This is a genomic window from Micromonospora sp. NPDC000668 (genome assembly GCF_042897975.1).
In the GTDB taxonomy this organism is placed as follows: Bacteria; Actinomycetota; Actinomycetes; order Mycobacteriales; family Micromonosporaceae; genus Micromonospora.
Window position 1 is genome coordinate 614,218 of record NZ_JBIAYP010000001.1, and the last position, 22,760, is coordinate 636,977.

Sequence of the window (22,760 nt, forward strand, 5' to 3'; positions counted from 1 at the left end):
ATCCGGAGTCGCTCAAGGGAGACTTCTGTCGGCCGCGTGGATGGCGAGCAGGGCGATGTCGTCGGTTGCCTGTTCGCCGGCGAGTTTGGTCATGATGCGGGCGCAGACCATTTCGGCGGTGCCCGGTTCGATGGCCGCGCGGAGCCGTTCGATGCCCACGTCGATGACCTCGCCGCGGCGTTCGACGAGCCCGTCGGTGTAGCAGATCAGTACCGCATTGGAAGGGAACTCGACCTCGGTGTACCGGCGGGCCGGCTGACGCGGGCCGATACCCAGCGGAAGATCGACTGGAATGGTCAGCATGTCGGCCGGGCGCCCTGGTGTGGCCAGGATGGGTTGCAGGTGCCCGGCGAGGGACACCTGGATGGTGGTCCGGTCCGGGGAGATCATGGCGTACAGGACCGTGGCGAGGTTTCCGGTCTCGAAATGGTGGACCTTACGATCGAGGAGCGTCAGCGCCTCCGCGGGGTCGTCGCAGACCAGCGCGTAGGCGCGCAGCGCGCTGCGGAGGCGCCCCATCACGACTGCCGAGCGCAATCCGTGTCCGGAAACGTCACCGATGACGACGCCCAGCCAGCCGGAGGGCAGGGTGAACACGTCGTACCAGTCGCCGCCGACGCCGATGTCGTGACCAGGTACGTAGCGGGCGGCCATGTTCACACCGGGCGCGTCAGGCAAGTGGGTGGGTAGCAGGCTGCGTTGCAAAGCGAGGGCGGCGGCGCGGTCGAGGCCGCTGGCCTGAGCGCGGGTGGCAAGGCTTGCCCGGTCGGCGGCGAGTTGCAGCAACTGCACGTCGGCGTCGGTGAATCGGTGCGGTCGCAGGCAGCCGACATGTATGACGCCGATCACGTCGCCGCCGGCGAGCATGGGCACGCCCAACAGCGAGCGGGCTCCCTGGTCGAACAGGGCCGCGTCGTCGTCCGCGGCGAGGTTGTCCAGTCTGACGGGCTGCTTCTCCTGAGCGATCCGGCCCGCGAAGCCGTGGCCGACGGGGACCCGAGCACCGTGCCGGACGTCTTCCCTCAGCCCCTTCGTTGCGGTAGCCACGAACTGCTGGGCGTGTACGTCCAGCAGCAGGATGGCGGCGGTTTCAACCCCCAGCACCTCTCGGACACGATCGAGGAGCTCGGCCAGAAGGTCCTTGACGTCGAGCTGGGACAGCGCGGCGTCCGTTACCGCCTCGATGCGACGCAGCCGCTCGTCGCTCCCGCTACCCTGCACGTCAATCACGTGCAGGAGCCTAACCCTTCCCGAGCCCAGGGCAGGCCAGGAGCACTTCCTCGATCGGTCCAGACCGTCGTCGATGACACCACCTAGAAGATGCATTTCGCCTGTTTGGTGTTTCCGTCCCGACCTGCGCGAGGCTGTCGGCCCACGCGGTGAGCGTCAGATGGCCTCCGCCTTAGCCACCTTCCATTCCCCGTCGACCGGGACCAGTGTGAGCACCACCCGGTTCTGGTCGACCTTCTCCCCCGCCGTGTTCACGTTGCGCCGGTACTGGTTGAGGTACACGAGCAGCTCGACCCGTTGGGCGGTCGCGGTCACCACGCCCGTCGCGGACACCTCCGCCGCAACGACCGCCTGCTGCGTGGCCGCGGTCTGCTTCAACGCCGCTGTGGTCTGCTCGTACTCCTTGCCGAACGGGCCGGTCGCGAAGGTGCGGCCGTTGGCGACGCTGTCGTCGAAGGTGCGGTAGTCGTAGGAGAAGATCGCCTTGGCGGCGGCGGGCGCGGTGGCCAAGGCCTGTCGTACGGCCGCATCCCGCTGCCCGGCGCGGTGGTCGCCCCACCAGCCGAGACCGGCGACGGCGGCCGCGAGCACGATCGCGACGGCCAGGGCCGGGACGAGCCGGATCCGGGCCGGGCGCCGCCAGAGGACGCGCGGCCGTCGCACGAATTCGACCAAAGTACCCACAGGTCCTCCCTCTCTCAGCCGACGAACTGCAGGCGGGACACGAGCCAAAGGCCCGATTCGTTGTCGCGGACGAGGTCCAGCTGGATCCGGTAGTGCGACGGCCGCCCCTCGGGTGCCTTGACGTTCTTGACGGTGGCGTCGACGGCCACCAGCACGACCGCCCGGCGGCGGTCGCCGGAGACCAGCCCGGCCCGCAGCACCGACCCGCGCGAGTCGACCTTGTTCTCCACGACCGCAGCGCGCACCTGCGACTGCCCCCGGGTGAACTCATCCCGGAAGTCGCCGGTGGCCCCGGTCGTGATCCGCTGGATGTCCCGGTCGACGCTGGCCGCGCTGACCGAGACAAAGTTGACGCTGGCCTGTCTGGCTGCCGCGACGGCCGCCTGCCGGGCCTGCTCCGTCGCCCGGTCGACGTACCACCGGCGCCCGGTCACGCCGGCGGCGGTGAGCGTCGCAGCGAGGAGTACCACGAGCACGACGATGGACATCCGTCGCCGTCCCGCCGGCACGGCCCTGGCCGGCTCGCCCTCGGAACGCTCACCGGAGGGCTTCTCCAGCGGACCGTCCGCGCTCGCCGGGTCGTCCCCGCCCACCGGATCCTCGAACTCCGTCGGGTCCTCGACCGGTTCCTGGTCGAGCCGCCGCAACAGGTCCTCGATCGGCTCCGTCGGTCGGGGAAGCTGGCGGGGGACGATCCGGCGCTGCGACGCCCGGCCCGGAGCCCCAGCCTTCGCCCCCTTGATGACTTTCAGCGTGTGGTCCCTGCGGGCCCGCATCGCCACCTCCTTCTTCGCGCCGGTCACCGGGTCACCCCGGCGAGCAGCAGCTGCTTCCACGACTGGTCCCCGGCCATCCGGGACTGACCCCCGGTTCCGCCGAACTGCAATGGCCGGCCGTCCGAGCCGAGCACCAGGCCGGTCGCGGGGTCGTACCCGCCGGTCCCGGTCCCGGCGGGCGGGGCGGCGGCTGACGGCCCCGGGTCGGGGACCGGTTCCCGGCCGCCCGGTCGGGGGGCGTTGGCGGCGCCGCGCACGCTGGCGCCGCCCGCGCGATCCCCTGCTCCGCACGTGGTTCCGCCGCCGCGGTACACGCAGGACGGCGGATCGTTGACGTTGAGGACCAGGCCGAGGTGGGCGGTGCCGTCGCCCGGCGTGACGGTGAAACCGCCGGCGACGGCGATCGGGTACACCACCAGCAGGTGCTCGATGCCGGGCAGCCGCCGGGCGGCGATGCCGTTGACGGTCACCAGGTTGCCGAGCAGGGTGCCGACCGTCGGTTCCAGCCCGCGCAGCAACGCGACCAGTTCCCGCCCGGCGGGAGGCCCGGCGGCGAGCAGCCGCCGCAGGTCCGGGTCGGCGTCACGGACGGTGGCCGCCAGCTGGGCCAGTCCTGCCGCCCACCGGCGCAGCGCCTCGGCCGACTCGGCCTGGGTGGTGAGCACGGTTCGTCCGTCGTTGATCAGCGCGAGTGTCTCCGGCAGGCGGGTGGTCGCCTCGGTCAGCAGCGCGTCCCCGTGGTCGAGGATCCGGGCCAGGGCCAGCTCGTTGCCCTCGAACGCGGTGCCGAGTTCGGTGATCAGGACGGTGAGATCCTCCGGGTCGACGGAGCGGACCAGGGCGTCGAGGTTGCTCAGCAGCACCTCCGGCGCCAGCGGGACACCGGTCCGGTCGGCCGGGATCACCGCGCCGTCAGCGAGGTACGGCCCGCTGTCGCGCTCCGGACGCAGGTCCACGTACTGCTCGCCGACGGCGGAGCGTTGCGCCACCACGGCCCGCAGGTCGTCCGGTACCCGGACGTCGCGCTGCAACCGCAGGTCGGCGCGGACCCCGTCACCGCGCAGGGCGACTGCGGCGACCCGGCCGACGGGCACCCCGCGGTAGGTGACCGGGGCGTTGGGGAAGATGCCGCCGGCCCGGGCCAGGTCCATGTGGACGACGTAGCTTCCGCCAAGCAGCCGGTCGCCCAGCCCGACGTAGCGGATGCCGACGTAGCTGACGCCGAGGACGCTCACCAGCAGGAACGCCAGAACCTGCACCTTCGCGGTACGTCCGATCATGGCTTCAGCCCCCCTCCCAGGACGTCCGGCAGGCTGCCGATCTGTCCGATCACCGCGCCGGTCAACGGCAGGACGCACTGCGCCGACATGACCGTGCCCGCGGGCAGTTCGGTCTCGACGGAAAAGACCGTGCCCGGTGGTACGAGGCCCTTCGGCAGGATCAGTCCGCCGATGGGCACCGTCGAGCCGGGCTTGAGCAGGACGCAGCCCTCCGGCAGCAGACAGTCCTTCGGCGGCGTCCAGGTCGCGGGGAAGTTGCGCGGGTCGGGCAGGCACTTCAGGATCGGCAGGTCGGGCAGCGGACGGGACCCGCCGCGAGGTCGCGGGGCGGCAGGTGCGGGGCCACCCGCCGCTGGAGCCCCGCCGCGGCTAGCCCCCGGTGACGGCGTGGCCGGACGGGCCGGGGCGGCGGGGGCCGCGGCGACCAGGTTCGCCAGGATCGACGCCGAGTCGAGGTCGGCGGTGACGGAGAGGTTGACGAAGTCGCCGACGATCGCGCCGGTGACGTTCGGTGGGAACGGGTAGGACAGCATGAAGTCCAGCGACTTCGGCAGGTCGTCCCCGGCCCGTGCCAACTGCTCCAGGATCGGTTGCAGCGCCCGGACGTCGGCCAGGGTGTCGTCGCGGCTCCGGTTGACGACCTGGGTGCCGACGTCGCCCAGCTGGTCCAGAGCGGTCAGCGCCCGGGTCAGTTGGACGCGCTGGCCGGCCAGCACGGTCAGGCCGGGGGCGAGGGAGTCCACGGCCTCGCCGAGCACCTGCTTCTGCCGGTCAAGCCGGCCGCTGAGCCGGTCCAGGGCGTCGAGGGCGCGGACCAGATCGGCCTTCTGCTTGTCCAGCCCGCCGATGAACGTGTCGAGCTGGCGCAGCGCGTCCCGGACCGCGGGTTCCCGTCCGTCGAGTGCGGTGCCGAGCTCCTGGTTGATGGTCCTCAGTTGCGCCAGACCGCCCCCGTTGAGCAGCAGCCCGAGTGCGGCGAGGACCTCTTCCACCTCGGCGCCGCGAGCGGTCCGGGACAGCGGGATGAGGTCGCCGTCGGCGAGTCGACCGCTGGCGGCGCCGGTGGGCGGCGGCGCGACGGTCACGTACTTCTCGCCCAGCAGGCTGCTCTGCCGGACGGCGGCCGTTGCGTTGGACGGCAGCCGTACCTCTGCGCCGATGCGCAGGGTTACCTGGGCGGTCCAGCCGGCCAGGGAGATCTTCTCCACGCTGCCGACCGTCACGTCGTCGACCTTCACAGCGGCCTGCGGCACAAGGTCGAGCACGTCGCTGAACTCGGCGGTGACGGCGTACCCGTCGCCCTTCGGGGCGCCGCCGGGCAGCGGCAGGTCGGCGAGGTCGGGCAGGCCGCATCCGGCCGGCAGCATCACCACCACGATCGCGCACGCCAGGGTCCGCAGTGTGCGGGCGGTCATGACAAACCCCGCAGGATGCCGCCGAGGGTGGGGTCGCTGGTGATGCCGGGGCCGCCCGGCGCCTGGTCGGGGATCGGCGCACCGGGGGAACTGAGGGGAGGTTTCCCCGGTGAGGACCCGCCGGTCGCCGGGGCGCCGGGCGGCAGCTTGAGGAGCTTGCGCAGCTGGTCGGTCATGGGCAGCCCGCGGGAGTGCAGGGTCTGCGCGAGTGCCAGGCACTTGGCGGGCACCTGGGCCGCAGGCAGCTGGTCCACTATCAGTGAGCAGGCGAAGCCAGCAGGGTCGTAGGGACCCATTACGTTGTCGCGGGTGTCCAGGGTGCCGGATCGCGGGTTGTAGGCGAGGCTGAGGTTGCCAAGGGCGAGCGGGGCGACGTCGAGGATGTCGATGACGGCCTGCTGCTGGCGGACCAGGATGCCGGTGATGTCCGCCAGCGCGGCGACGTTGGAGGTCAACGCGTCCCGGTTCTGCCGCACGAACGTGGTCACGTCGGCCAGCGCGGTGGAGAGGTTGCGCAGCGCGGCGGCCAGTTCGTCGCGTTCCCCGGCGAGTTGTTCGGCGACGTCGGCCAACTGCTGGTTGAAGGCGCGCACCTCCCGGTCGCTGCGGGCCAGCGCGGTGGTGAAGCGTTGCAGGTTGACCACCGACCCGAAGAGGTCCTGCCGCCCGGTGGAGAGGGTGGCCAGTGCCTGGGACAGGCCGTCGAGGGTCTCGTGCAGGTTCTGGCCGTTGCCCTCCAGGTTGGCGCGTCCGGAGGCGACCAGGTCGGACAGGGCACCATCGCGGTTGGCGCCCTCCGGGCCGAGGGTGCGGTTGAAGTCGTCGAGCGCCTGGTAGATGTCGTCGATCTCCATCGGAGCAGCGGTCCGCTCCAGCGGTATCTCGGCCCCGTCGGCGAGCGCGGCTCCGCCAGCGTAGGCGGGGGTGAGCTGGACGTAGCGGTCGCTGACCACGCTGGGCGGCACGATGAGCGCCTGCGCGTCGGCGGGAACGGCGATCCCGGGGTCGTAGGACATGGTCACCTGGACGGTGCGGCCCTGCGGGGTCACGGCGACCACCTCGCCGACGCGGACGCCCAGCACCCGCACGTCCGATCCGGGGTACACCCCGACGGCGCGGGTGAAGTGGGCGACCACCCGCCGCGGGGGTGTGCCGCCGCGGAGAACGACCACGCCGGCGGCGACGGCTACCAGGAGGACGGTGGTGACGGCGATCGGTCGTCGCCACCGCTGGATGGGACCGGGCATCAGCGGCCTCCCGTCGTGGGCTGGTACGGCTGGAGCAGACCGGAGACGTACGAGTCGAACCAACGGCCGTTGCCCACCACGTTGGCGAACGCGGTGACGAACGGCCCCATCCGCTGGATGGTCTTCTCCAGGTCGTCCCGGTTGCGCTGCAGGATGGCGACCACCTCACGCAGCTCGCGCAGCGCGGGAGCGAGCTGGGCGCGGTTGTCGGTGACCAGTCCGGACAGCTGGGTGGCGAGCTCGTCGGTGCCGACGAGCAGCTTGTGGATGGCGTCCCGACGCCGGCTCACCTCGCTCAGCAGCGCCTCGCCGTCGGTGACCAGTTTGCGGAACTCCTCGTCCCGGGTGGCGAGCACGGCGGTCACCTGACGGGCGCGGTCGAGCAGCGCCCGCAGTTCGGCGTCGCGTCCGGCGACGGTCCGGGAGAGCCGGGAGAGTCCGACCAGGGAGGCGTTGACGCTCTCGGGCGTGTCGGCGAAGGTCTCGGACAGGGTGGTGAAGGCGGCGGCGAGCTGGTCGGTGTCGACCTTGTCGAGGGTGTCGGCGAGTCCGGTGACCGCCTGCACCACGTCGAACGGCGCCGCGGTGCGGGCGAGGGGGATCTGCCCGCCCTCGCGCAGTCGACCCGGCCCGGCCGGCGAGAGGGCCAGGTACTTCTGGCCGAGCACCGTCTTGATCCTGATCGTGGCGCCGGTGTCGGTGCCGATCCGGACGCTGTCGTCGTCCACCCGGAACCGGACCCGCACGTAGGGCGCGCCGTCGCGGGCGAGTTCCACGACGGTCACCTTGCCCACCCGCACCCCGGCGACCCGCACCTCGTTGCCGGTGACGAGGCCGCTGGCGTCGTGGAAGGCCGCCTGGTACCTGCGTCCGGTGAGGTCGGCCAGCCGGTCGAGCTGGAAGGCACCCAGCAGCACGGCGACGATCAGCGCCAGCCCGAGCGTGCCGACGACCACGGGGTTGCGTTCCCGAAACGGTGTCACTGGCTGCCTCCGGCGCATCGGGCGGCCGGGGCGCTGAAGGTGGGCAGGTCGAGCGGTGCCCGGCCCGACACCGCCACGTTGCCGTCGAAGTCGCAGAGGTAGAAGTTGAACCACGAGCCGTAGGACGCGACGCGGGTCAGGGACTGGTACCGCTCGGGCATCCGCCCGAGGGTGCTGTCGATAACGGCCGCGTTGCGGTTGAGGGTGCCGGAGAGTTCGCCCAGGGCGCGCACGTCCGCGGCGAGCGGTGGTCGGACATCGCGCAGCAGCGACGACGTGGCGGTCGTGAGCTCGCCGATGCTGACCAGCGACTCGCCGATGGCCGTGCGGTCGGCGGACAGCCCGGAGACGAACTGCTGCAGCTGGCTGATGCTCTGGTCGAGGTTCTGGTCCCGTTCGGCCAGGGTGCCCAGGACGCCGTTGAGGTTGGTGATGACCCGCCCGATGACGGCGTCCCGGTCGGCGAGGGTGTTGGTGAGCGACGCGGTGCGTTGCAGCAGGCTGCTGACCGTGCCGCCCTCGCCCTGCAGCACCCGGATGATCTCGTAGGCGAGCTTGTTGACGTCGTCCGGGTCGAGCGCCGTGAACAGGGGCCGGAACCCGCTGAACAACACCGTTAGGTCCAGCGCCGGGGTGGTCTGGCCGAGCGGGATCAGGCCGTCGGACCGCAGTGGTCGCCCCTCCCCCGGGCCCTCGCTCAGCGCCACGTACCGCTGGCCCACCAGGTTGCGGTAGCGAATCTTGGCGCGGACGCTGGTGGCCACCGGGACGTCGGTGGTGACGGTGAAGGCCACCTCGGCGGCGGTGTCGTCGACCACCTTGATGCCGCGGACGCGGCCGACCTTCACGCCGGCGACGCGGACGTCGTCTCCGGTAAGCAGTCCGGTGACGTCGGTGAACCGGGCGCGGTAGGTGACGCCACCCGGCGGGAAGGCGCCGAGGGTCTGCGCGAGCAGCGCCGTCAGCAGCAGGGTCACGGCGGCGAAGACCACCAGCTTCAGCAGGGGCACCATCATCCGGTTGCTCATCGCGCGTTCACCACCCCTCCCCTCAGCAACGGCCCCCACAGCAGGACCGCGATGTCGGGAACCTCCGCGGGCAGGATGCCGGTGACGGCGCCGACCAGGGGCTTGACCAATGCGCGCTCCTCGCCGGTGGCGGCCCGGCCCATCGCCGGGGAAGCGCCGGCGGGCGCGGTCGCCGGCAGGCCGACGGGCAACGGGGTACGCGGGCGAGCACCCCCGCGGTCGTAACCGTCGTTGACGGGCACGTCGGGCGCCGGCTGCCCTGGTTGGGGCAGCCCGCGGCACTGCGGCCCGCCGTGCGCGCCGTAGACGGGCTCGTCGCGTCCCTTCTCGTACTTGCCGCCGTCGCGGGTGACCTCGAGGGTGATGTGCATCCGCCCGCCGGAGAAGACCTCCTCGACGCGGGGTTGCAGGGCGACCAGGCCGCTCATCAGGCACGGATACTCGGGGGCGTACGTGGCGAGCAGTTGCAGCACCGGGCGACTCACCTGGCCGAGCTCGATGAGCTGGTCACCGTGCCGGTCGAGGAAGCTGCGGGTGGCGTCGGCGGTGTCGGTGGTGTCGGCGAGGAACGCCGCCAGCTGTGCGCGCTGGTCGGTGACCGTACGGGCGGTGACGGTGACGTCCCGCAGCAGGGCCAGCAGATCGGGTAGGGCGGCGTCGTAGCTGTCCAGCACGACGGCGAGCTTCCGGACGTCCTCGGCGATGGTCGGCATCGCCGGGTTGAGCTGCCGCAGGTACGCATCGAGCCGCTCGACGTTGGCGCCGAGTTGCTCGCCGCGACCTTCGAGTGCGGCGGCGATCGCACCCAGCGTCGCGGCGAGCTGGTCGGGCCGCACCGCCTGCAGCAGCGGCAGCGCCTCGTCGAGAACCCGTTCCAGCTCGACGGCGGTGCTGCTGCGGTCCTGGGTGATGACGGCGCCGTCGCGGATCGGTACGGCGTTGCCGCCGACCGGCGGGACCAGCTCGACGTACCGCTCGCCGAAGAGCGTCTTGGGCAGCAACCGCGCGCTGACGTCGGCGGGGATCCGCGGCGTCGAGGTCGGATCCAGGGCCAGCCGGATGGTCGCGCCGGCGCCCTCGCTGCCGACCGAGCGCACCTCGCCGACGACGACCCCACGGACCTTGACGTCGGCGCCCGGGCTCAGCTGCAGTCCGGATCGACCGGCCTGCAGGGTGACCCAGTCGACGGGGGTGAACGCCTTGCGGTACTGCAGCACGGAGGCGGTCAACGCCGCGGTCAGTACGGCGATGAAGACGATGCCGAGAATGCGATGTCTCATGCTCACCCCGCGATCCGGACGGTGGTGGTCGCGCCCCAGATGGCCAGCGACAGGAAGAAATCGACGATGTTGACCGCGACGATGGCGAGCCGGACGGCCCGTCCGACCGCGACGCCGACGCCGGCGGGCCCGCCGCTGGCGGTGTAGCCGTAGTAGCAGTGCACCAGCACCACGATCACGCTGAACACGAGCACCTTGCCGAAGGACCAGAGCACGTCCTCGGGTGGCAGGAACAGGTGGAAGTAGTAGTCGTAGGTGCCGGCCGACTGGCCGTAGTAGTGCACGGCGATGGTGCGGGTGGCCAGGTAGCTGGCGAGCAGCCCCACCACGTACAGCGGGATGACCGCGAGGAATCCGGCGATCATGCGGGTGGTGACCAGGAACGGCAGCGAGGGCACCCCCATCACCTCGAGTGCGTCCACCTCCTCGGAGATCCGCATCGCCCCGAGCTGGGCGGTGAACCCGCAGCCCACGGTGGCCGACAGGGCCAGCGCCGCGACCAGCGGGGAGATCTCCCGAGTGTTGAAGTACGCCGAGACGAAACCGGTGAAGGCGCTGCTGCCGAGCTGGTTGAGCGCCTGGTAGCCCTGCAGTCCGACCTCGGTGCCGGTGAAGAACGTCAGGAAGCAGATGACACCGACGGTGCCGCCGAGCACGGCGAGCGCGCCGGAGCCGAAGCTCACCTCCGCCAGCAGCCGTATCACCTCACGCTTGTAGCGACGCACCGTTCGCGGCGCCCAGGCGAACGCCCGCAGGTAGAAGGCGAGCTGTCCGCCCAGGTTGTCGAGGTACCGCAGCACCAGCACGTCAGCTTCCCTTCTGCGGTACGACCTGGAAGTACACGGCCGTGACGATGAAGTTCAGCGCGAACAGCAGCATGAAGGTGATCACCACGCTCTGGTTGACCGCGTCGCCGACCCCCTTCGGGCCGCCCTTGGCGGTCATCCCCTTGTACGAGGCGACCAGCGCGGCGGCAGCGCCGAACAGCAGCGCCTTGACCTCACCCACCAGCAGGTCGGGCAGTTGCCCCAGGGCCTGGAAGCTGGCCAGGTACGCGCCGGGTGTGCCGCCCTGCAGGACCACGTTGAACAGGTAGCCACCCGTCACCCCGACCACGCTGACCAGGCCGTTGAGCAGCACGGCGACCAGCATCGAGGCGAGCACCCGGGGCACCACGAGGCGGTGGATGGGATCGATGCCCAGCACCTGCATCGCGTCGAGCTCCTCGCGGATCTTCCGAGAGCCGAGATCGGCGCAGATCGCCGAGCCACCCGCGCCGGCGATGATCAGCGCGGTGACGATCGGCCCCGCCTCACGGACCACCGCGAGCACCGACGCCGCGCCGGTGAACGACTGCGCCCCGAGCTGACGGACCAGCGAGCCGAGCTGCAACGCGATGACCGCGCCAAAGGGGATGGAGACGAGCGCGGCGGGCAGGATCGACACCGAGCTGATGAACCAGGCCTGCTGGACGAACTCGCGGACCTGCACCGGTCGCCGGCCGAGGCCGCGCAGTGTGTCCAGGCAGAACGCGAAGAACTCCCCGGTGTGCCGTACGGCGGTGACGGGGCCGCTCATCCGGGGACCCCCGCTCCCTGCCGCCCGTCCCCGGCCGGCGGTCCGTTCAGCGCGACGGTGGGCTCTTCGGCGTCGCGTAGCCCGGCGAAGGAGCCGGGTGGCGGGGTGACGCCGTGCTCCCGGCACCACTGCCCCGGTGGCCGCTCGGCGGCGCGGGGCAGTCCGTCCGACGGCGGCAGCTGCAGCGGGATGGGCGGCAGCGGCGGCAGTTCCACGCCGGCGTCCGCCTCCGCTCGCAGCTCCTCGGCGTCCTTCTCCTCGGCCATGCCGATCGGTCCGATCCGCTGGGCGTTGAGGAACTGCCGCACCACCGGCTCGGTGCTGGACAGCAGCATCTCCCGCGACCCGAACATGGCCAGGTGCCCGTGGTAGATCAGGCCGATGTTGTCGGGCACCGTGCGCGCGGTGTTGATGTCGTGCGTGACGATCAGAAAGGTCGCCCCGGTCCGCTGGTTCAGATCGATGATCAGCTGGTTCAGGTACGCGGTGCGAACCGGGTCCAATCCGGAGTCGGGCTCGTCGAACAGGACGATGCGAGGGTCAAGCACGAGCGCGCGGGCCAGGCCGGCCCGCTTGCGCATCCCACCGGAGATCTCCCCCGGCAGTTTCTTCTCGGCGCCGACCAGGCCGACCATGTCGAGCTTCTCGGTGACCACCTCGCGGATCTGGGACTCGGACTTGCGGGTGTGCTCCCGCAGCGGGAAGGCCACGTTGTCGTAGATCGTCATCGAGCCGAACAGCGCGCCATCCTGGAACAGCACCCCGAACAGCTTGCGCACCTCGTACAACGCCCGCTCCGAGAGCCGGGGCAGGTCCTTGCCCTCGATCCAGATCGACCCGGCGTCGGGGCGTAGCAGCCCCACCAGGGTCTTGAGGAACACCGACTTGCCGGTGCCGGACGGGCCTAGCAGCACGGATATCTCGCCGGCCGGCAGGGTCAGGCTGACGTCCGACCAGACCGGCTGGCCACCGAAGGACTTGGTCAGCCCCTGCACCGCCACCTCGACGCCCATCCGCCCTCCCTTCCCGGGTCGCTACCTGAGACATCGCGGCGATCCGGCCGGACGCAACAACTTCTTTGCGCTACGCCACCAACACCGAAGGTGAACTAGGCAAAGTGGCGTACGTCTCGATAGCGTGCGGTTAACCGGCCGGTAACGAAGGTGTCTCGCGTCCCCATGACCACAACGATCGAGCCAGAGCTCGTCCACCTGGCCGCCCACGGTGACCGGGCGGCGCTCGCTGCCCTGCTCACCACCGTTCGGCCGGGGCTGGTCCGCTACTGCCGGGCCCGGCTGGGCCGCGTCGGTGGGGCGTACACCACCGCCGACGACGTCGCCCAGGAGGTCTGCCTGGCGGTGTTGAAGGCCCTTCCCCGCTATCGCGACCAGGGCAGGCCGTTCTCCGCGTTCGTCTTTGCCATCGCCGCGAACAAGGTCGCCGACGCCCTGCGCGCGGCGGTCCGCGGCGCCGCCATCGCCGTCCCCGACGCCCACCTTGAGCAGGCGGACACCACACCGGGTCCGGAGCAGCAGGCTGTCGCCACCGATCTGGCCCGCCGACTCTCGGTGCTGCTGCACCGCCTCCCCGACGTCCAACGGGAGATCATCACCCTCCGGGTGGCGGTCGGTCTCACCGCCGAGGAAGTCGGCTCGATCCTCGGCATGTCGGCGCCGGCCGTACGGGTGGCCCAGTCCCGTGCCCTGGCCCGGCTCCGTACGCTTGCCGGCGACGGACTTGACGAGGTGGCGGCATGAGCGAGCCCCGGCCGGACGGTGGCGAGGAGTTGGACCTCGCCGCGATCGACCATGACGACCTGCTCCTCGCCGCGCTCGGCCGCGGCGAGCAGGTGGCCGACACCGACGGCCTCACGGCGATGCTGGCCGCCTGGCGCGCCGACGTCACCGCCGACCTGCCGGACACCGTGGTCGACGGCGCAGTCCGCGCCGACCCGCCACCTCCCGACCGTCGGGTCCGGAAGCTCCGGGCCGGCGCCCCCACCGGCCCCGTCCCCGGCCCGCCCCGGTGGCAACCGCTCGGACGGCGAGCCCTGGGGTTGGCCGCCGCCGTGGTCACCGCCCTCATGCTGGCGACGGGGCTGGGGGTCGCCAGCCGCGACGCCGGGCCGACCAGTCCGCTGTGGTCGCTGACCAAGGTTCTCCATCCCGAACGGGCGGAGGTGCTCGGCGTCGAACACACCACCGGCCTCGCCCGCGAGGCCGTCGCGGCGGGACGGTACGACGAGGCCCGACAGCTGATCGACCAGGCCCAGCGGGACCTGGGCAGGATCACCGACCCGGCCGACGCCACCCGCCTGCGCGCCGACATCGATGCCGTCCTACGGGACCTGGCCGCGCACGGATGCCCCGACTGGCCCCGCTGCGCGACGTCCCCGCTGGCACCGACGCCGTCACCCGCGGCGTCGACGGCCGCCGCCCCCGAGCCCTCCGGCGCCGCGACACCGGGCGGGACGGCACCAGCGCCACCGCGTCCCGCGCCGACGGACTCGCCGACAGCCGGCGCCAACCCGACGCTGCCACGACTGCCGCTGCCGTCGGTGCCGCTCCCGTCGGTGTTGCCGTCGCTACCCGGACTGCCGCTGCCACTGCCGACCGGCGATCTGCTCGGCTGACCTCCCCGCCGTAGACGGCCACCGTGCTCCGGTAGACCCACGGCGCGAAGCGCTGCCCATTACAAGCAGCGATGGCGCTTTTGTGAACAACCAATACCGTCTCGCAGAAAAGACGTATAGACGACGTCATCTCGGACGGTAACGACCCAGACGGCCTGCCCGAACGCAATGCCCCGTCGCTGCGGCCGATGCCTTCGCCGGCGCCTTTGCCCAGGTCACCCCTCGCGCTTTCGCCAATCGGACCGCGCCAGCCTCGTTGACGATTACCGTTCGTTAACGTGACCGACTATCGGTTTACCGCAGTGGCGCTCAACGCCATCCTGGTCCTGCCCGCGGTGGCGGTCCTGCCACCAACACCGGCGGTGGCCGCGCCGTCCGTGCCGTGCCCGGCCGTGAAGCCGCCGGCGCCGCCGCCCGCCATACCGTCCCCACCACCGGTCGACCCCACCGACCGGGCGGTCGGCGGGCAGGCGCTGGCGACGGCAGGGCTGGCCATTCCCGCGGGTGCGCCGATGACGCCGGCACTGACCGCCACCTCATGGCTCGTGGCCGACCTCAACAGTGGTGAGGTCCTGGGTGGGTGCGGCCCCCACGAGCTCCGAACGCCGGCCAGCGTGCAGAAGCTGCTGCTGGCGGCGTCCCTGATGCCCCGCCTCGATCCGGCCCAGATGGTGGAGGTGACCAGGGCGGATCTGCGCGATCTCGACCCAGCCAGCTCGCTGATGGGGGTCGTCGAGGGTGGCCGGTACTCCGTCGAGAGCCTGTGGCTGGGGCTCCTGCTCAAATCGGGAAACGACGCGGCCAACGTGCTGGCTCGGGTCGGCGGCGGCGCCGCGGGTAGGCCGGGCGGGGTCGAGGCGATGAACGACGAAGCACGTCGACTGCGCGCGAACCAGACCCACGCCGCGACGCCTTCCGGCCTGGACGGCCCCGGCCAGTACACCAGCGCATACGACCTCGCGCTGATCGCGCGGGCCACCTTCGCCAGGGAGGACTTCCGGCGATACATCGCAACGAGGGTCGCGCAGATACCGGCACAGCCGAGAAACCCGGCATTCGCCATCACTCACGACAACACGCTGCTGGGCAACTATCCCGGGACACTCGGGGGGAAGACGGGCTTCACCGACCTGGCTCGTCAGACGTACGTCGGTGTGGCCGAACGCAACGGTCGACGGCTGGCGGTGACCCTGCTCGGAGCGGAGACCGCTCCGCTGGGGAGTCTCGGAGAGGCGGCGGCCCTGCTCAACTGGGGCTTCGCCCTGCCGCCCCACGCGTCCGTCGGACAACTGGTCACGCCCGAGGAGAAGAAGCACGACAGCCCAGTGGTCCCGGTCAAGGGCGAGCGTCATGCTCAGGCCGAGGAATCCTCGATCCCGCTGCTCACCGGGCTGAGCCTTGGCACTGCCGTCCTGCTGGCCGTCCTGATCCTGGCCGCCCCGTGGCGACGCAGAGCTGCGCGGCAGCAAGCCGCCCGACGGTAGCGAGCCGCCGCCTTGCCTTGACGCTGGCGACAAGGTTTAGCGTGCTTGCGACGGGCTGGTGGAGGAGGTCGGATGCTGATCGGCGAACTGGCTGAGCGTGCCGGCACGAGTACGCGCACCCTGCGCTACTACGAGGCACACGGGTTGGTACGGGCACAGCGCTCCGCCAACGGCTACCGGGTGTACGACGAGGCGGAGCTCCGGGTCGTCCGTGAGATCCGAGGGCTGCTCGCTGTCGGCTTCGGCCTCGACGACGTCCGTCCGTTCGTGGCCTGTCTTCGGGCCGGCAACACGTCCGGCGACGTCTGCCCGGACTCGGTGCTGGTCCTGCGACGCAAGCTCGTCGAGGTCGACGCCGTCATCGACCGGCTCGGCGCCGTACGCCAACAGCTACACACCCAGCTCGCCCATGCCATCGCGCACCGGGAGGAAACATGCCCCAAACGGAAATTGGCTCGCTAGTCACCGTCACCGACGACACGTTCACCGAACTGGTGCTGGCCAGCGACCGGCCGGTGGTGGTCGACTTCTGGGCGGAGTGGTGCCCGCCCTGCAAGGCGATTGAGAAGAGCCTCGCCGAGCTGGCCCAGGAGTTCGGCGACCGGATGGTCGTGGCCAAGCTCAACTCCGACGAGAACCCGACGGCCACGCGCAACTACGGCGTCATGTCCCTGCCGACGCTGCTGGTGTTCCGCCGGGGCGAGGTCGTCGGATCGACCGTGGGGTCGAGGCCGAAGAGCTACCTGCGACAGACCCTGACCGCACAGGCCGAGTTGTAACGCGGGCCTACCGCCGGTGCGGTTCAGCGGGGTACGAGCACCACGTGCAGGTGCCGGGGGCCGTGCACGCCCTCGACCCGGTTGAGTTCGATGTCGCTGGTGGCGGACGGCCCGCTGATCCAGGTGAGCGGGCGGTGCGGGTCGAGACGCGCGAGGGCGTCCGGGACACCCGCGACGACCTGATCGGTACGCAGGACGCAGATGTGCACGTCGGGCAGCAGTGTGATGACCCGCCGCCCCTGGTCGGGGGCCGCGTCGAGGATGACCGTCCCGGTCTCGGCGACGGCGACCGCCGCCGCGGTGACCACCCCGTCGGCCGCCGCGACCTGTTCCCTCGGGAGGTTGTCGTCGGTCAGCACGTCGACGGTGTCGGGCAACCAGTGCCGGGGCAGCCCGGGCGGGACGACGACGCGTCGGCCACCAAGGATCGTGTCGACGGCCTGCGCCACCTCGCCGTCGGCACACCGGTGCACGGTGGCCCGGTAGTCGGTGAGCCGGTGCACCAGCACGTCGAGGTCCACGGCACCGCCGGCTGGCCGGTAGCCCCGCGGCACGTCGCCGGAGGTGGTCGGCGTCGCGCCGAGAGCCGCACGGAGGCGGCCGAGGATCAACTCACGGGAGGTCATCGCTGCGCCCACCATTCGCGGAACGTCTGCGGCGGCGGCTGCGGCAGGTCGCGGCCGATGGTCCAGCCGGACAGCGGCGGGGGCAGGCCGCGGCCTCGCCGGCCGGCGAGACGGGCGGCCCGCGAGGCGCGCTGCGCGGCCTCGTACATCGCCGGGTGGTCCATGGTGTACGCGGCGGCGGCCATGGTGATCGCCTCGGCGCTCGGCAGGCGATGCTCACTCCGGTAGGCCGCCACGTGCTGGGCGCGGAGGTGCACCAGGATCGACGGGATATCGATCTTCACCGGGCAGGCGTCGAAGCACGCGCCGCAGAGCGAGGAGGCGTAGGGCAGGGAGGCGTTGTCCTCCACGCCAGTCAGCTGCGGTGACAGCACGGCACCGATCGGCCCGGGGTAGACGGAGCCGTACGCGTGCCCACCGGTGCGCTCGTAGACGGGACAGACGTTGAGGCAGGCGGAGCATCGGATGCAGTGCAGCGCCTGGCGACCGACCTCGTCGGCGAGAACCGCGCTCCGCCCGTTGTCCAGCAGCACGAGGTGAAAGTCCTGTGGCCCGTCGTCCGGCGTGACGCCGGTCCACATGGAGGTGTACGGGTTCATCCGCTCGCCGGTGGAGGCCCGGGGCAGCAGTTGCAGGAACACCTCAAGGTCGGCCCAGGTCGGGATGACCTTCTCGATGCCCATCACGGTGATCAGAGTGTCCGGCAGGGTGAGGCACATCCGGCCGTTGCCCTCGGACTCGACCACCGCGAGGGTGCCGGTCTCGGCCACCGCGAAGTTCGCCCCGGAGACCGCGACGCGGGTGCTGAGGAACGTACGACGCAGGTGACGGCGGGCCGCGGCCGCCAGGATCGCCGGGTCGTCGGTCAGCGCCGGGTCGACGCCGGGCATCTCGCGCAGGAAGATCTCACGGATCTCCGCGCGGTTGCGGTGGATCGCGGGTACCAGGATGTGGCTGGGCTTGTCCCGCCCGAGTTGGACGATCAGCTCGGCGAGGTCGGTTTCCACCGGTTCGATGCCGGCCGCCTCCAGTGCCTCGTTGAGGCCGATCTCCTGGGTGGCCATCGACTTGACCTTCATGACCCGGTCGCTGCCGGTGGCCCTGACCAGGTCGGTGACGATCCGGTTGGCCTCGACGGCGTCGGCGGCCCAGTGCACGGTGCCGCCGGCCGCGGTGACCGCCGCCTCCAACTGTTGGAGCAGCTCGGGCAGCCGGGCCATCGTGTCGGTCTTGATGGCCCGCCCGGCCTCCCGCAGCTCCTGCCAGTCGGGGACCTCGTCGATGACCGCTGCCGACTTGGCGCGGATGGTGGCGGTGGCGTGGCCGAGGTTGCGGCGCAGTTGGGCGTCGGCGAGGCTCCGCCGGGCCGCGACCGGGAAGGGCTCCTCGCCGCGCAGGTGTCCGACGCCGCGCGGCGCGGTGGCGGGCATACCGAGGAAGGTCCGGGTCACGCCCGCACCCCGCCGGTCTGCCGCTGCGCCTGCTCGACCGGGTTGCCGGTGGGCTCGGTGCTGGCCAGGATCTCCGCGAGGTGCACGGTCCGCACTCCGGCCCGGAGGCGGGACAGTCCACCGCCGATGTGCATCAAACAGGACGCGTCCCCGGCGGTGCAGACGTCAGCCCGGGTGGCCAGCACGTGGCGCATCTTGTCGGCCAGCATCGCCGTCGAGGTGTCCGCGTTCTTCACGGCGAACGTGCCGCCGAAGCCGCAGCACTCCTCGGCCTGCGGCAGCTCCACCAGGTCCAGGCCGCGGACCTGACGCAGCAGCCGCAGCGGCTTGTCTCCCACCCGGATCATCCGCAGGGAGTGGCAGGTCGGGTGGTACGTCACCCGGTGCGGATAGAAGGCGCCGACGTCGGTCACCCCGAGCACGTCGACGAGCAGCTCCGACAGCTCGTACGTGCGGCTGGCGACCTCCTCGGCTCGACTGGCCAACCGCTCGTCGCCGGCCCTGCGGGCCACCATCGCGTGCTGGTGCCGCACCGAACCGACGCACGAGCCGGAGGGGGCGACCACCACGTCGTACGGGGCGAAGGTCCGCACGTGCCGGCGTACCAGCCGCAGCGCGTCGTCCGGATACCCGGTGTTGATGTGCATCTGCCCGCAGCAGGTCTGGTCCTGCGGAAAGACGACCTCGTGACCGAGCCGTTCCAGGAGCCGCACCGTCGCCTTGGCCGCCTCGGGGAACATGGTGTCGGCCAGGCAGGTGACGAACAGCGCTATTCGCATCCTCAGTCCTCCCATCCGAGACGCTGGGCTGCCGCCCGCCACGTCGTCTCGGCGCCCCGTGGCTCGTAGCGCACGATCTGCTGGGTCTCGCGTAGCACGGCCCGCAGCGCCGACAGGTCGCCGCCGACGATGCCGAGAGCGCGGGCCTGCACGAGTACGTTGCCCAGCGCGGTGGCCTCGACCGGCCCGGCGAGCACCGGCAGGCCGCAGGCGTCGGCGGTGAGCTGGCACAGGAGTTCGTTGCGAGCCCCGCCGCCGACGACGTGCACGGCGTCGACGTGGCGACCGGCGAGCAGTTGCGCCTGACGGACGGCGCGCCGGTGCGCCAGCGCGAGGCTGTCGAGGATGCACCGGACCGTGGCCGCCCGGGTCACCGGCACCGGCTCGCCGGTACGGCGGCAGGCATCGGCGATGCGGGTGGGCATGTCGCCGGGTGGCAGGAACGCGGGGTCGTCCGGATCCACGACGGAGCGGAAGGCCGGCTCCCGGGCCGCCTGCCGGAGCAGGGCGGCCAGATCGGTGGTGCCCCAGGTGCGCAGCGACTCCTGTAGTGGCCACAGGCCCATCACGTTGCGCAGGTAGCGGATCGTGCCGTCGACGCCGGACTCGTTGGTGAAGTTCGCCCGCCGGCTCGGCTCGCTGAGCACCGGGGCGTCGAGCTCGACCCCGACCAGCGACCAGGTGCCGCAGGAGATGTAGGCGAAGTGTTCACCGGCTGCCGGCACGCCCACCACGGCGGACGCGGTGTCGTGTGATCCCACCGCCACCACGGCGGGGTCTCCGGGCAGGCCCAGTGCGGGCAGGGCCGGGCCGATCCGCGTGCCCGGCTCCCGCAGCGGCGGGAACAGCTCGCGGCGGATCCCCGCGTCGGCCATCAGGTCGGTCGCCCAGGCGCGGCGACGCAGGTCGTACAGCTGGGTGGTGGAGGCGTTGGTGACCTCGGCGCCGACCTCGCCGGTGAGCCAGTACGCGATGAGGTCCGGGACCAGCAGCAGCCGGTGCGCCATGTCCAGCTGCGGCGTGTTGGCGGCGGCGACGAGTTGGTAGAGGGTGTTGAACGGCAGGTGCTGCAGCCCGGTCGTGGTGTAGAGCCGTTCCTGCCCCAACTGTTTCGCCACCCGGTCGCCGACGCCGTCGGTACGCCCGTCGCGGTAGTGCACCGGATTGCCGAGCAGCGCACCGGTGGCGTCGAGCAGCCCGTAGTCCACCGCCCAGGTGTCGATGCCGATGCTGGCGACCGGACCGGCGGCGTGCAGGCCGTCGAGGACGCCGCGGTAGAGCGCCAGGATGTCCCAGTGCAGGGTGCCCGCCACCCGCACCGGCTCGTTGCGGAACCGGTGCGCCTCGGTCAGCTCCAGCTTTCCGGGGCTGACGCGCGCGACCATCACCCGGCCGCTGGACGCACCGACGTCCACGGCGGCGAGGTGCGCGGCCGCACTCACCACTTCGTCCTCATCTCCGCTGAACCGTACTCAGCGGAGGAAGGCCGCGGCGACCCCGGCGTCCACCGGGATGTGCATCCCCGTCGTGTGCGACAGCTCCCCGCCGGTGAGCACGAAGACCGCGTTGGCGACGTGTTCGGGCAGCACCTCCCGCTTGAGCAGCGTGCGCTGGGCGTAGAACTCACCGAGCTTCTCCTCCGGCACGCCGTAGACGGCGGCCCGCTTGGCACCCCAACCACCGGCGAAGATGCCGGAGCCGCGGACCACCCCGTCCGGGTTGACGCCGTTGACCCGGATGCCGTGGCCGCCGAGTTCGGCGGCGAGCAGCCGGACCTGGTGGGCCTGATCGGCCTTGGCCGCACCGTAGGCCACGTTGTTCGGGCCGGCGAACAGGGAGTTCTTGCTGGAGATGTAGACGAGGTCTCCGCCCATCCCCTGCGCCAGCAGCACCCGCGCGGCCTCCCGGGAGACGAGGAAGGAGCCCTTTGCCATCACGTCGTGCTGGACGTCCCAGTCGGCCTCGGTCGTCTCCAGCAGCGACTTGGACAGCGACAGCCCGGCATTGTTCACGACCAGGTCCACCCCGCCGAAGGCCAGCACCGCCTCGCGCAGGGCGGCGGCCACGGCGTCACCGTCGCTGACGTCGGCGGCGACGGCGACCGCCACGTCGGTGCTGCCGATCTCCGCGGCGACGGCGGCGGCCGCCCCCGCGTCCCGGTCGGCGACCACGACGCAGGCGCCCTCGGCGGCGAGCCGGTGGGCGATCGCCCGGCCGATGCCGGAGCCACCGCCGGTGACGAACGCGATCCGCGTGGCGAGGGCCTTCGGCTTCGGCATGCGCTGGAGCTTCGCCTCCTCCAGTGCCCAGTACTCGATCCGGAACTTCTCGGCCTCGTCGATCGGCGCGTACCTCGACACCGACTCGGCGCCACGCATGACGTTGATGGCGTTGACGTAGAACTCCCCGGCGACCCGGGCGGTCTGCTTGTTGGCACCGAAGCTGAACATGCCCACACCCGGTACCAGTACGACGGCCGGGTCGGCGCCGCGCATCGGAGGGCTGTCCGGGGTGGCGTGCCGCTCGTAGTAGGCGCGGTAGTCGTCGCGGTAGGAGGCGTGCAGCTCCTTGAGACGGGCGATCAGGTCGTCGAGCGGCGCGGCGGGTGGCAGGTCGAGCACCATCGGGCGGACCTTGGTGCGCAGGAAGTGGTCCGGGCAGGAGGTGCCGAGGGCAGCGAGCGCGGGGTGCCTCTCCCGCGCGACGAAGTCGAGCACCACGTCACTGTCGGTGAAGTGACCCACCTGCGGTCGATCGGTGGACGCGAGGCCACGCAGCACCGGGAACAGCGCCGCTGCCCGCCGCCGTCGTTCGTCGGTTGGCAGCGGTTCGTAGCCGCTGATGACCGGGCCGAGCGGTTCGGCCTTGCCCCGCTGGTCGAGGAACGCCTGCGCGGACCGGATGATCTCCAGCGAGTTGCGCTCGCACTCGTCGCTGGTCGTGCCCCACGCGGTGATGCCGTGCCCGCCGAGGATCACGCCGATCGCCTGCGGGTTGGCCCGCGCCACCGCGGCGATGTCCAGGCCGAGTTGGAAGCCGGGCCGCCGCCACGGGACCCACAACACCCGGTCGCCGAAGATCTCCTTGGTCAGCTCCGGCCCGTCGGCGGCCGCGGCGATCGCGATGCCGGCGTCGGGATGCAGGTGATCGACGTGCGCCGCGTCGACCAGTCCGTGCATCGCGGTGTCGATGGACGGCGCCGCCCCGCCCCGACCGTGCAGGCAGTAGTCGAAGGCGGCGACCATCTCGTCCTCCCGCTCGATGCCGGGATAGACGTCGACGAGGGCACGGAGCCGGTCCAGCCGCAGCGCCGCCAGACCGGCCCGGGTGAGGGTGCCGAGGTCACCGCCGGAGCCCTTGACCCAGAGCAGCTCGACGGGGCCGCCGGTAACCGGATCGGTGTCCTCGCCCTTCGCGGAGGTGTTGCCCCCGGCGTAGTTCGTCGTCGTCGGGTCGGCACCGAGCCGGTTGCTGCGCGCGATCAGCGCCTGAACCTCGGATTGCATCG

22 protein-coding genes are annotated in these 22,760 nt (G+C 71.7%); 5 read left to right on the plus strand and 17 right to left on the minus strand.

Annotated elements, in window-relative coordinates; translation table 11 throughout:
* Window positions 1–12 precede the first annotated feature (12 nt).
* From ACFY29_RS02755 to ACFY29_RS02810, 12 genes are all read right to left on the minus strand, one after another.
* Window positions 13–1,230 (minus strand): PP2C family protein-serine/threonine phosphatase, encoded by a 1,218-nt coding sequence (locus ACFY29_RS02755; RefSeq protein WP_386982835.1) that lies wholly within the window; start codon window positions 1,228–1,230, stop codon window positions 13–15.
* A gap of 156 nt (window positions 1,231–1,386) precedes the next feature.
* Complete coding sequence (locus ACFY29_RS02760) at window positions 1,387–1,914, minus strand: hypothetical protein (protein ID WP_386982837.1); 528 nt, start codon at window positions 1,912–1,914, stop codon at window positions 1,387–1,389.
* 14 nt (window positions 1,915–1,928) lie between these two features.
* Window positions 1,929–2,717: a hypothetical protein gene (locus ACFY29_RS02765; protein ID WP_386982839.1), complete on the minus strand. Its 789-nt coding sequence runs from the start codon at window positions 2,715–2,717 to the stop codon at window positions 1,929–1,931.
* On the minus strand, window positions 2,714–3,970 hold the full coding sequence (locus ACFY29_RS02770; RefSeq protein ID WP_386982841.1) for an MCE family protein: 1,257 nt from the start codon (window positions 3,968–3,970) through the stop codon (window positions 2,714–2,716). The genes ACFY29_RS02765 and ACFY29_RS02770 overlap by 4 nt, the downstream gene beginning before the upstream one ends.
* Complete coding sequence (locus ACFY29_RS02775; protein WP_386982843.1) at window positions 3,967–5,385, minus strand: MCE family protein; 1,419 nt, start codon at window positions 5,383–5,385, stop codon at window positions 3,967–3,969. The genes ACFY29_RS02770 and ACFY29_RS02775 overlap by 4 nt, the downstream gene beginning before the upstream one ends.
* Window positions 5,382–6,632 (minus strand): MCE family protein, encoded by a 1,251-nt coding sequence (locus ACFY29_RS02780; protein WP_386982845.1) that lies wholly within the window; start codon window positions 6,630–6,632, stop codon window positions 5,382–5,384. The genes ACFY29_RS02775 and ACFY29_RS02780 overlap by 4 nt, the downstream gene beginning before the upstream one ends.
* Window positions 6,632–7,615 (minus strand): MCE family protein, encoded by a 984-nt coding sequence (locus ACFY29_RS02785; RefSeq protein ID WP_386982847.1) that lies wholly within the window; start codon window positions 7,613–7,615, stop codon window positions 6,632–6,634. The genes ACFY29_RS02780 and ACFY29_RS02785 overlap by 1 nt, the downstream gene beginning before the upstream one ends.
* Window positions 7,612–8,643 (minus strand): MCE family protein, encoded by a 1,032-nt coding sequence (locus tag ACFY29_RS02790; RefSeq protein ID WP_386982848.1) that lies wholly within the window; start codon window positions 8,641–8,643, stop codon window positions 7,612–7,614. The genes ACFY29_RS02785 and ACFY29_RS02790 overlap by 4 nt, the downstream gene beginning before the upstream one ends.
* Window positions 8,640–9,923, minus strand: coding sequence for an MCE family protein (locus ACFY29_RS02795; RefSeq protein WP_386982850.1), 1,284 nt, complete (start codon window positions 9,921–9,923; stop codon window positions 8,640–8,642). The genes ACFY29_RS02790 and ACFY29_RS02795 overlap by 4 nt, the downstream gene beginning before the upstream one ends.
* A gap of 2 nt (window positions 9,924–9,925) precedes the next feature.
* Complete coding sequence (locus ACFY29_RS02800) at window positions 9,926–10,720, minus strand: MlaE family ABC transporter permease (RefSeq protein WP_386984607.1); 795 nt, start codon at window positions 10,718–10,720, stop codon at window positions 9,926–9,928.
* Window positions 10,721–10,730: 10 nt separating this feature from the next.
* The gene (locus tag ACFY29_RS02805) at window positions 10,731–11,501 is read right to left on the minus strand and encodes an ABC transporter permease (protein WP_363754157.1); all 771 of its coding nucleotides are present in this window, start codon (window positions 11,499–11,501) and stop codon (window positions 10,731–10,733) included.
* Entirely contained in the window at window positions 11,498–12,514 is a 1,017-nt protein-coding gene (locus ACFY29_RS02810; RefSeq protein WP_386982853.1) for an ABC transporter ATP-binding protein, read from the minus strand. Before ACFY29_RS02810 ends, ACFY29_RS02805 begins: the two co-directional genes overlap by 4 nt.
* Before the next feature lie 165 nt (window positions 12,515–12,679).
* Between ACFY29_RS02810 and shbA the strand changes: the two genes are divergently transcribed.
* The 5 genes from shbA to trxA all read left to right on the plus strand — a co-directional run bounded on the left by shbA (window position 12,680) and on the right by trxA (window position 16,396).
* Window positions 12,680–13,258, plus strand: a complete 579-nt coding sequence (shbA, locus tag ACFY29_RS02815; protein ID WP_386982855.1) for an RNA polymerase sigma factor ShbA — start codon at window positions 12,680–12,682, stop codon at window positions 13,256–13,258.
* Entirely contained in the window at window positions 13,255–14,133 is an 879-nt protein-coding gene (locus ACFY29_RS02820; protein WP_386982857.1) for a hypothetical protein, read from the plus strand. The genes shbA and ACFY29_RS02820 overlap by 4 nt, the downstream gene beginning before the upstream one ends.
* 278 nt (window positions 14,134–14,411) lie before the next feature.
* A complete protein-coding gene (locus tag ACFY29_RS02825; RefSeq protein WP_386982859.1) occupies window positions 14,412–15,617 on the plus strand; it encodes a D-alanyl-D-alanine carboxypeptidase family protein in 1,206 nt (401 codons plus the stop codon).
* 72 nt (window positions 15,618–15,689) lie between these two features.
* Entirely contained in the window at window positions 15,690–16,079 is a 390-nt protein-coding gene (locus ACFY29_RS02830; RefSeq protein WP_386982860.1) for a MerR family transcriptional regulator, read from the plus strand.
* Window positions 16,052–16,396, plus strand: coding sequence for a thioredoxin (gene trxA, locus ACFY29_RS02835; RefSeq protein WP_386982862.1), 345 nt, complete (start codon window positions 16,052–16,054; stop codon window positions 16,394–16,396). The genes ACFY29_RS02830 and trxA overlap by 28 nt, the downstream gene beginning before the upstream one ends.
* Window positions 16,397–16,419: 23 nt before the next feature.
* Here the strand turns inward: trxA and ACFY29_RS02840 are convergent, their stop codons facing one another.
* The 5 genes from ACFY29_RS02840 to ACFY29_RS02860 are packed head-to-tail and all read right to left on the minus strand — an operon-like array spanning window position 16,420 to window position 22,758.
* A complete protein-coding gene (locus tag ACFY29_RS02840) occupies window positions 16,420–17,022 on the minus strand; it encodes a lactate utilization protein C (RefSeq protein ID WP_386982863.1) in 603 nt (200 codons plus the stop codon).
* Complete coding sequence (locus ACFY29_RS02845) at window positions 17,019–18,452, minus strand: LutB/LldF family L-lactate oxidation iron-sulfur protein (protein WP_386984609.1); 1,434 nt, start codon at window positions 18,450–18,452, stop codon at window positions 17,019–17,021. Before ACFY29_RS02845 ends, ACFY29_RS02840 begins: the two co-directional genes overlap by 4 nt.
* Window positions 18,453–18,469: 17 nt before the next feature.
* Window positions 18,470–19,252, minus strand: a complete 783-nt coding sequence (locus ACFY29_RS02850) for a (Fe-S)-binding protein (RefSeq protein WP_386982865.1) — start codon at window positions 19,250–19,252, stop codon at window positions 18,470–18,472.
* Window positions 19,253–19,254: 2 nt separating this feature from the next.
* A complete protein-coding gene (locus ACFY29_RS02855) occupies window positions 19,255–20,694 on the minus strand; it encodes a rhamnulokinase family protein (protein WP_386982867.1) in 1,440 nt (479 codons plus the stop codon).
* A 30-nt stretch (window positions 20,695–20,724) separates the two neighbouring features.
* Window positions 20,725–22,758, minus strand: a complete 2,034-nt coding sequence (locus ACFY29_RS02860; RefSeq protein WP_386984611.1) for a bifunctional aldolase/short-chain dehydrogenase — start codon at window positions 22,756–22,758, stop codon at window positions 20,725–20,727.
* Window positions 22,759–22,760: the final 2 nt, after the last annotated feature.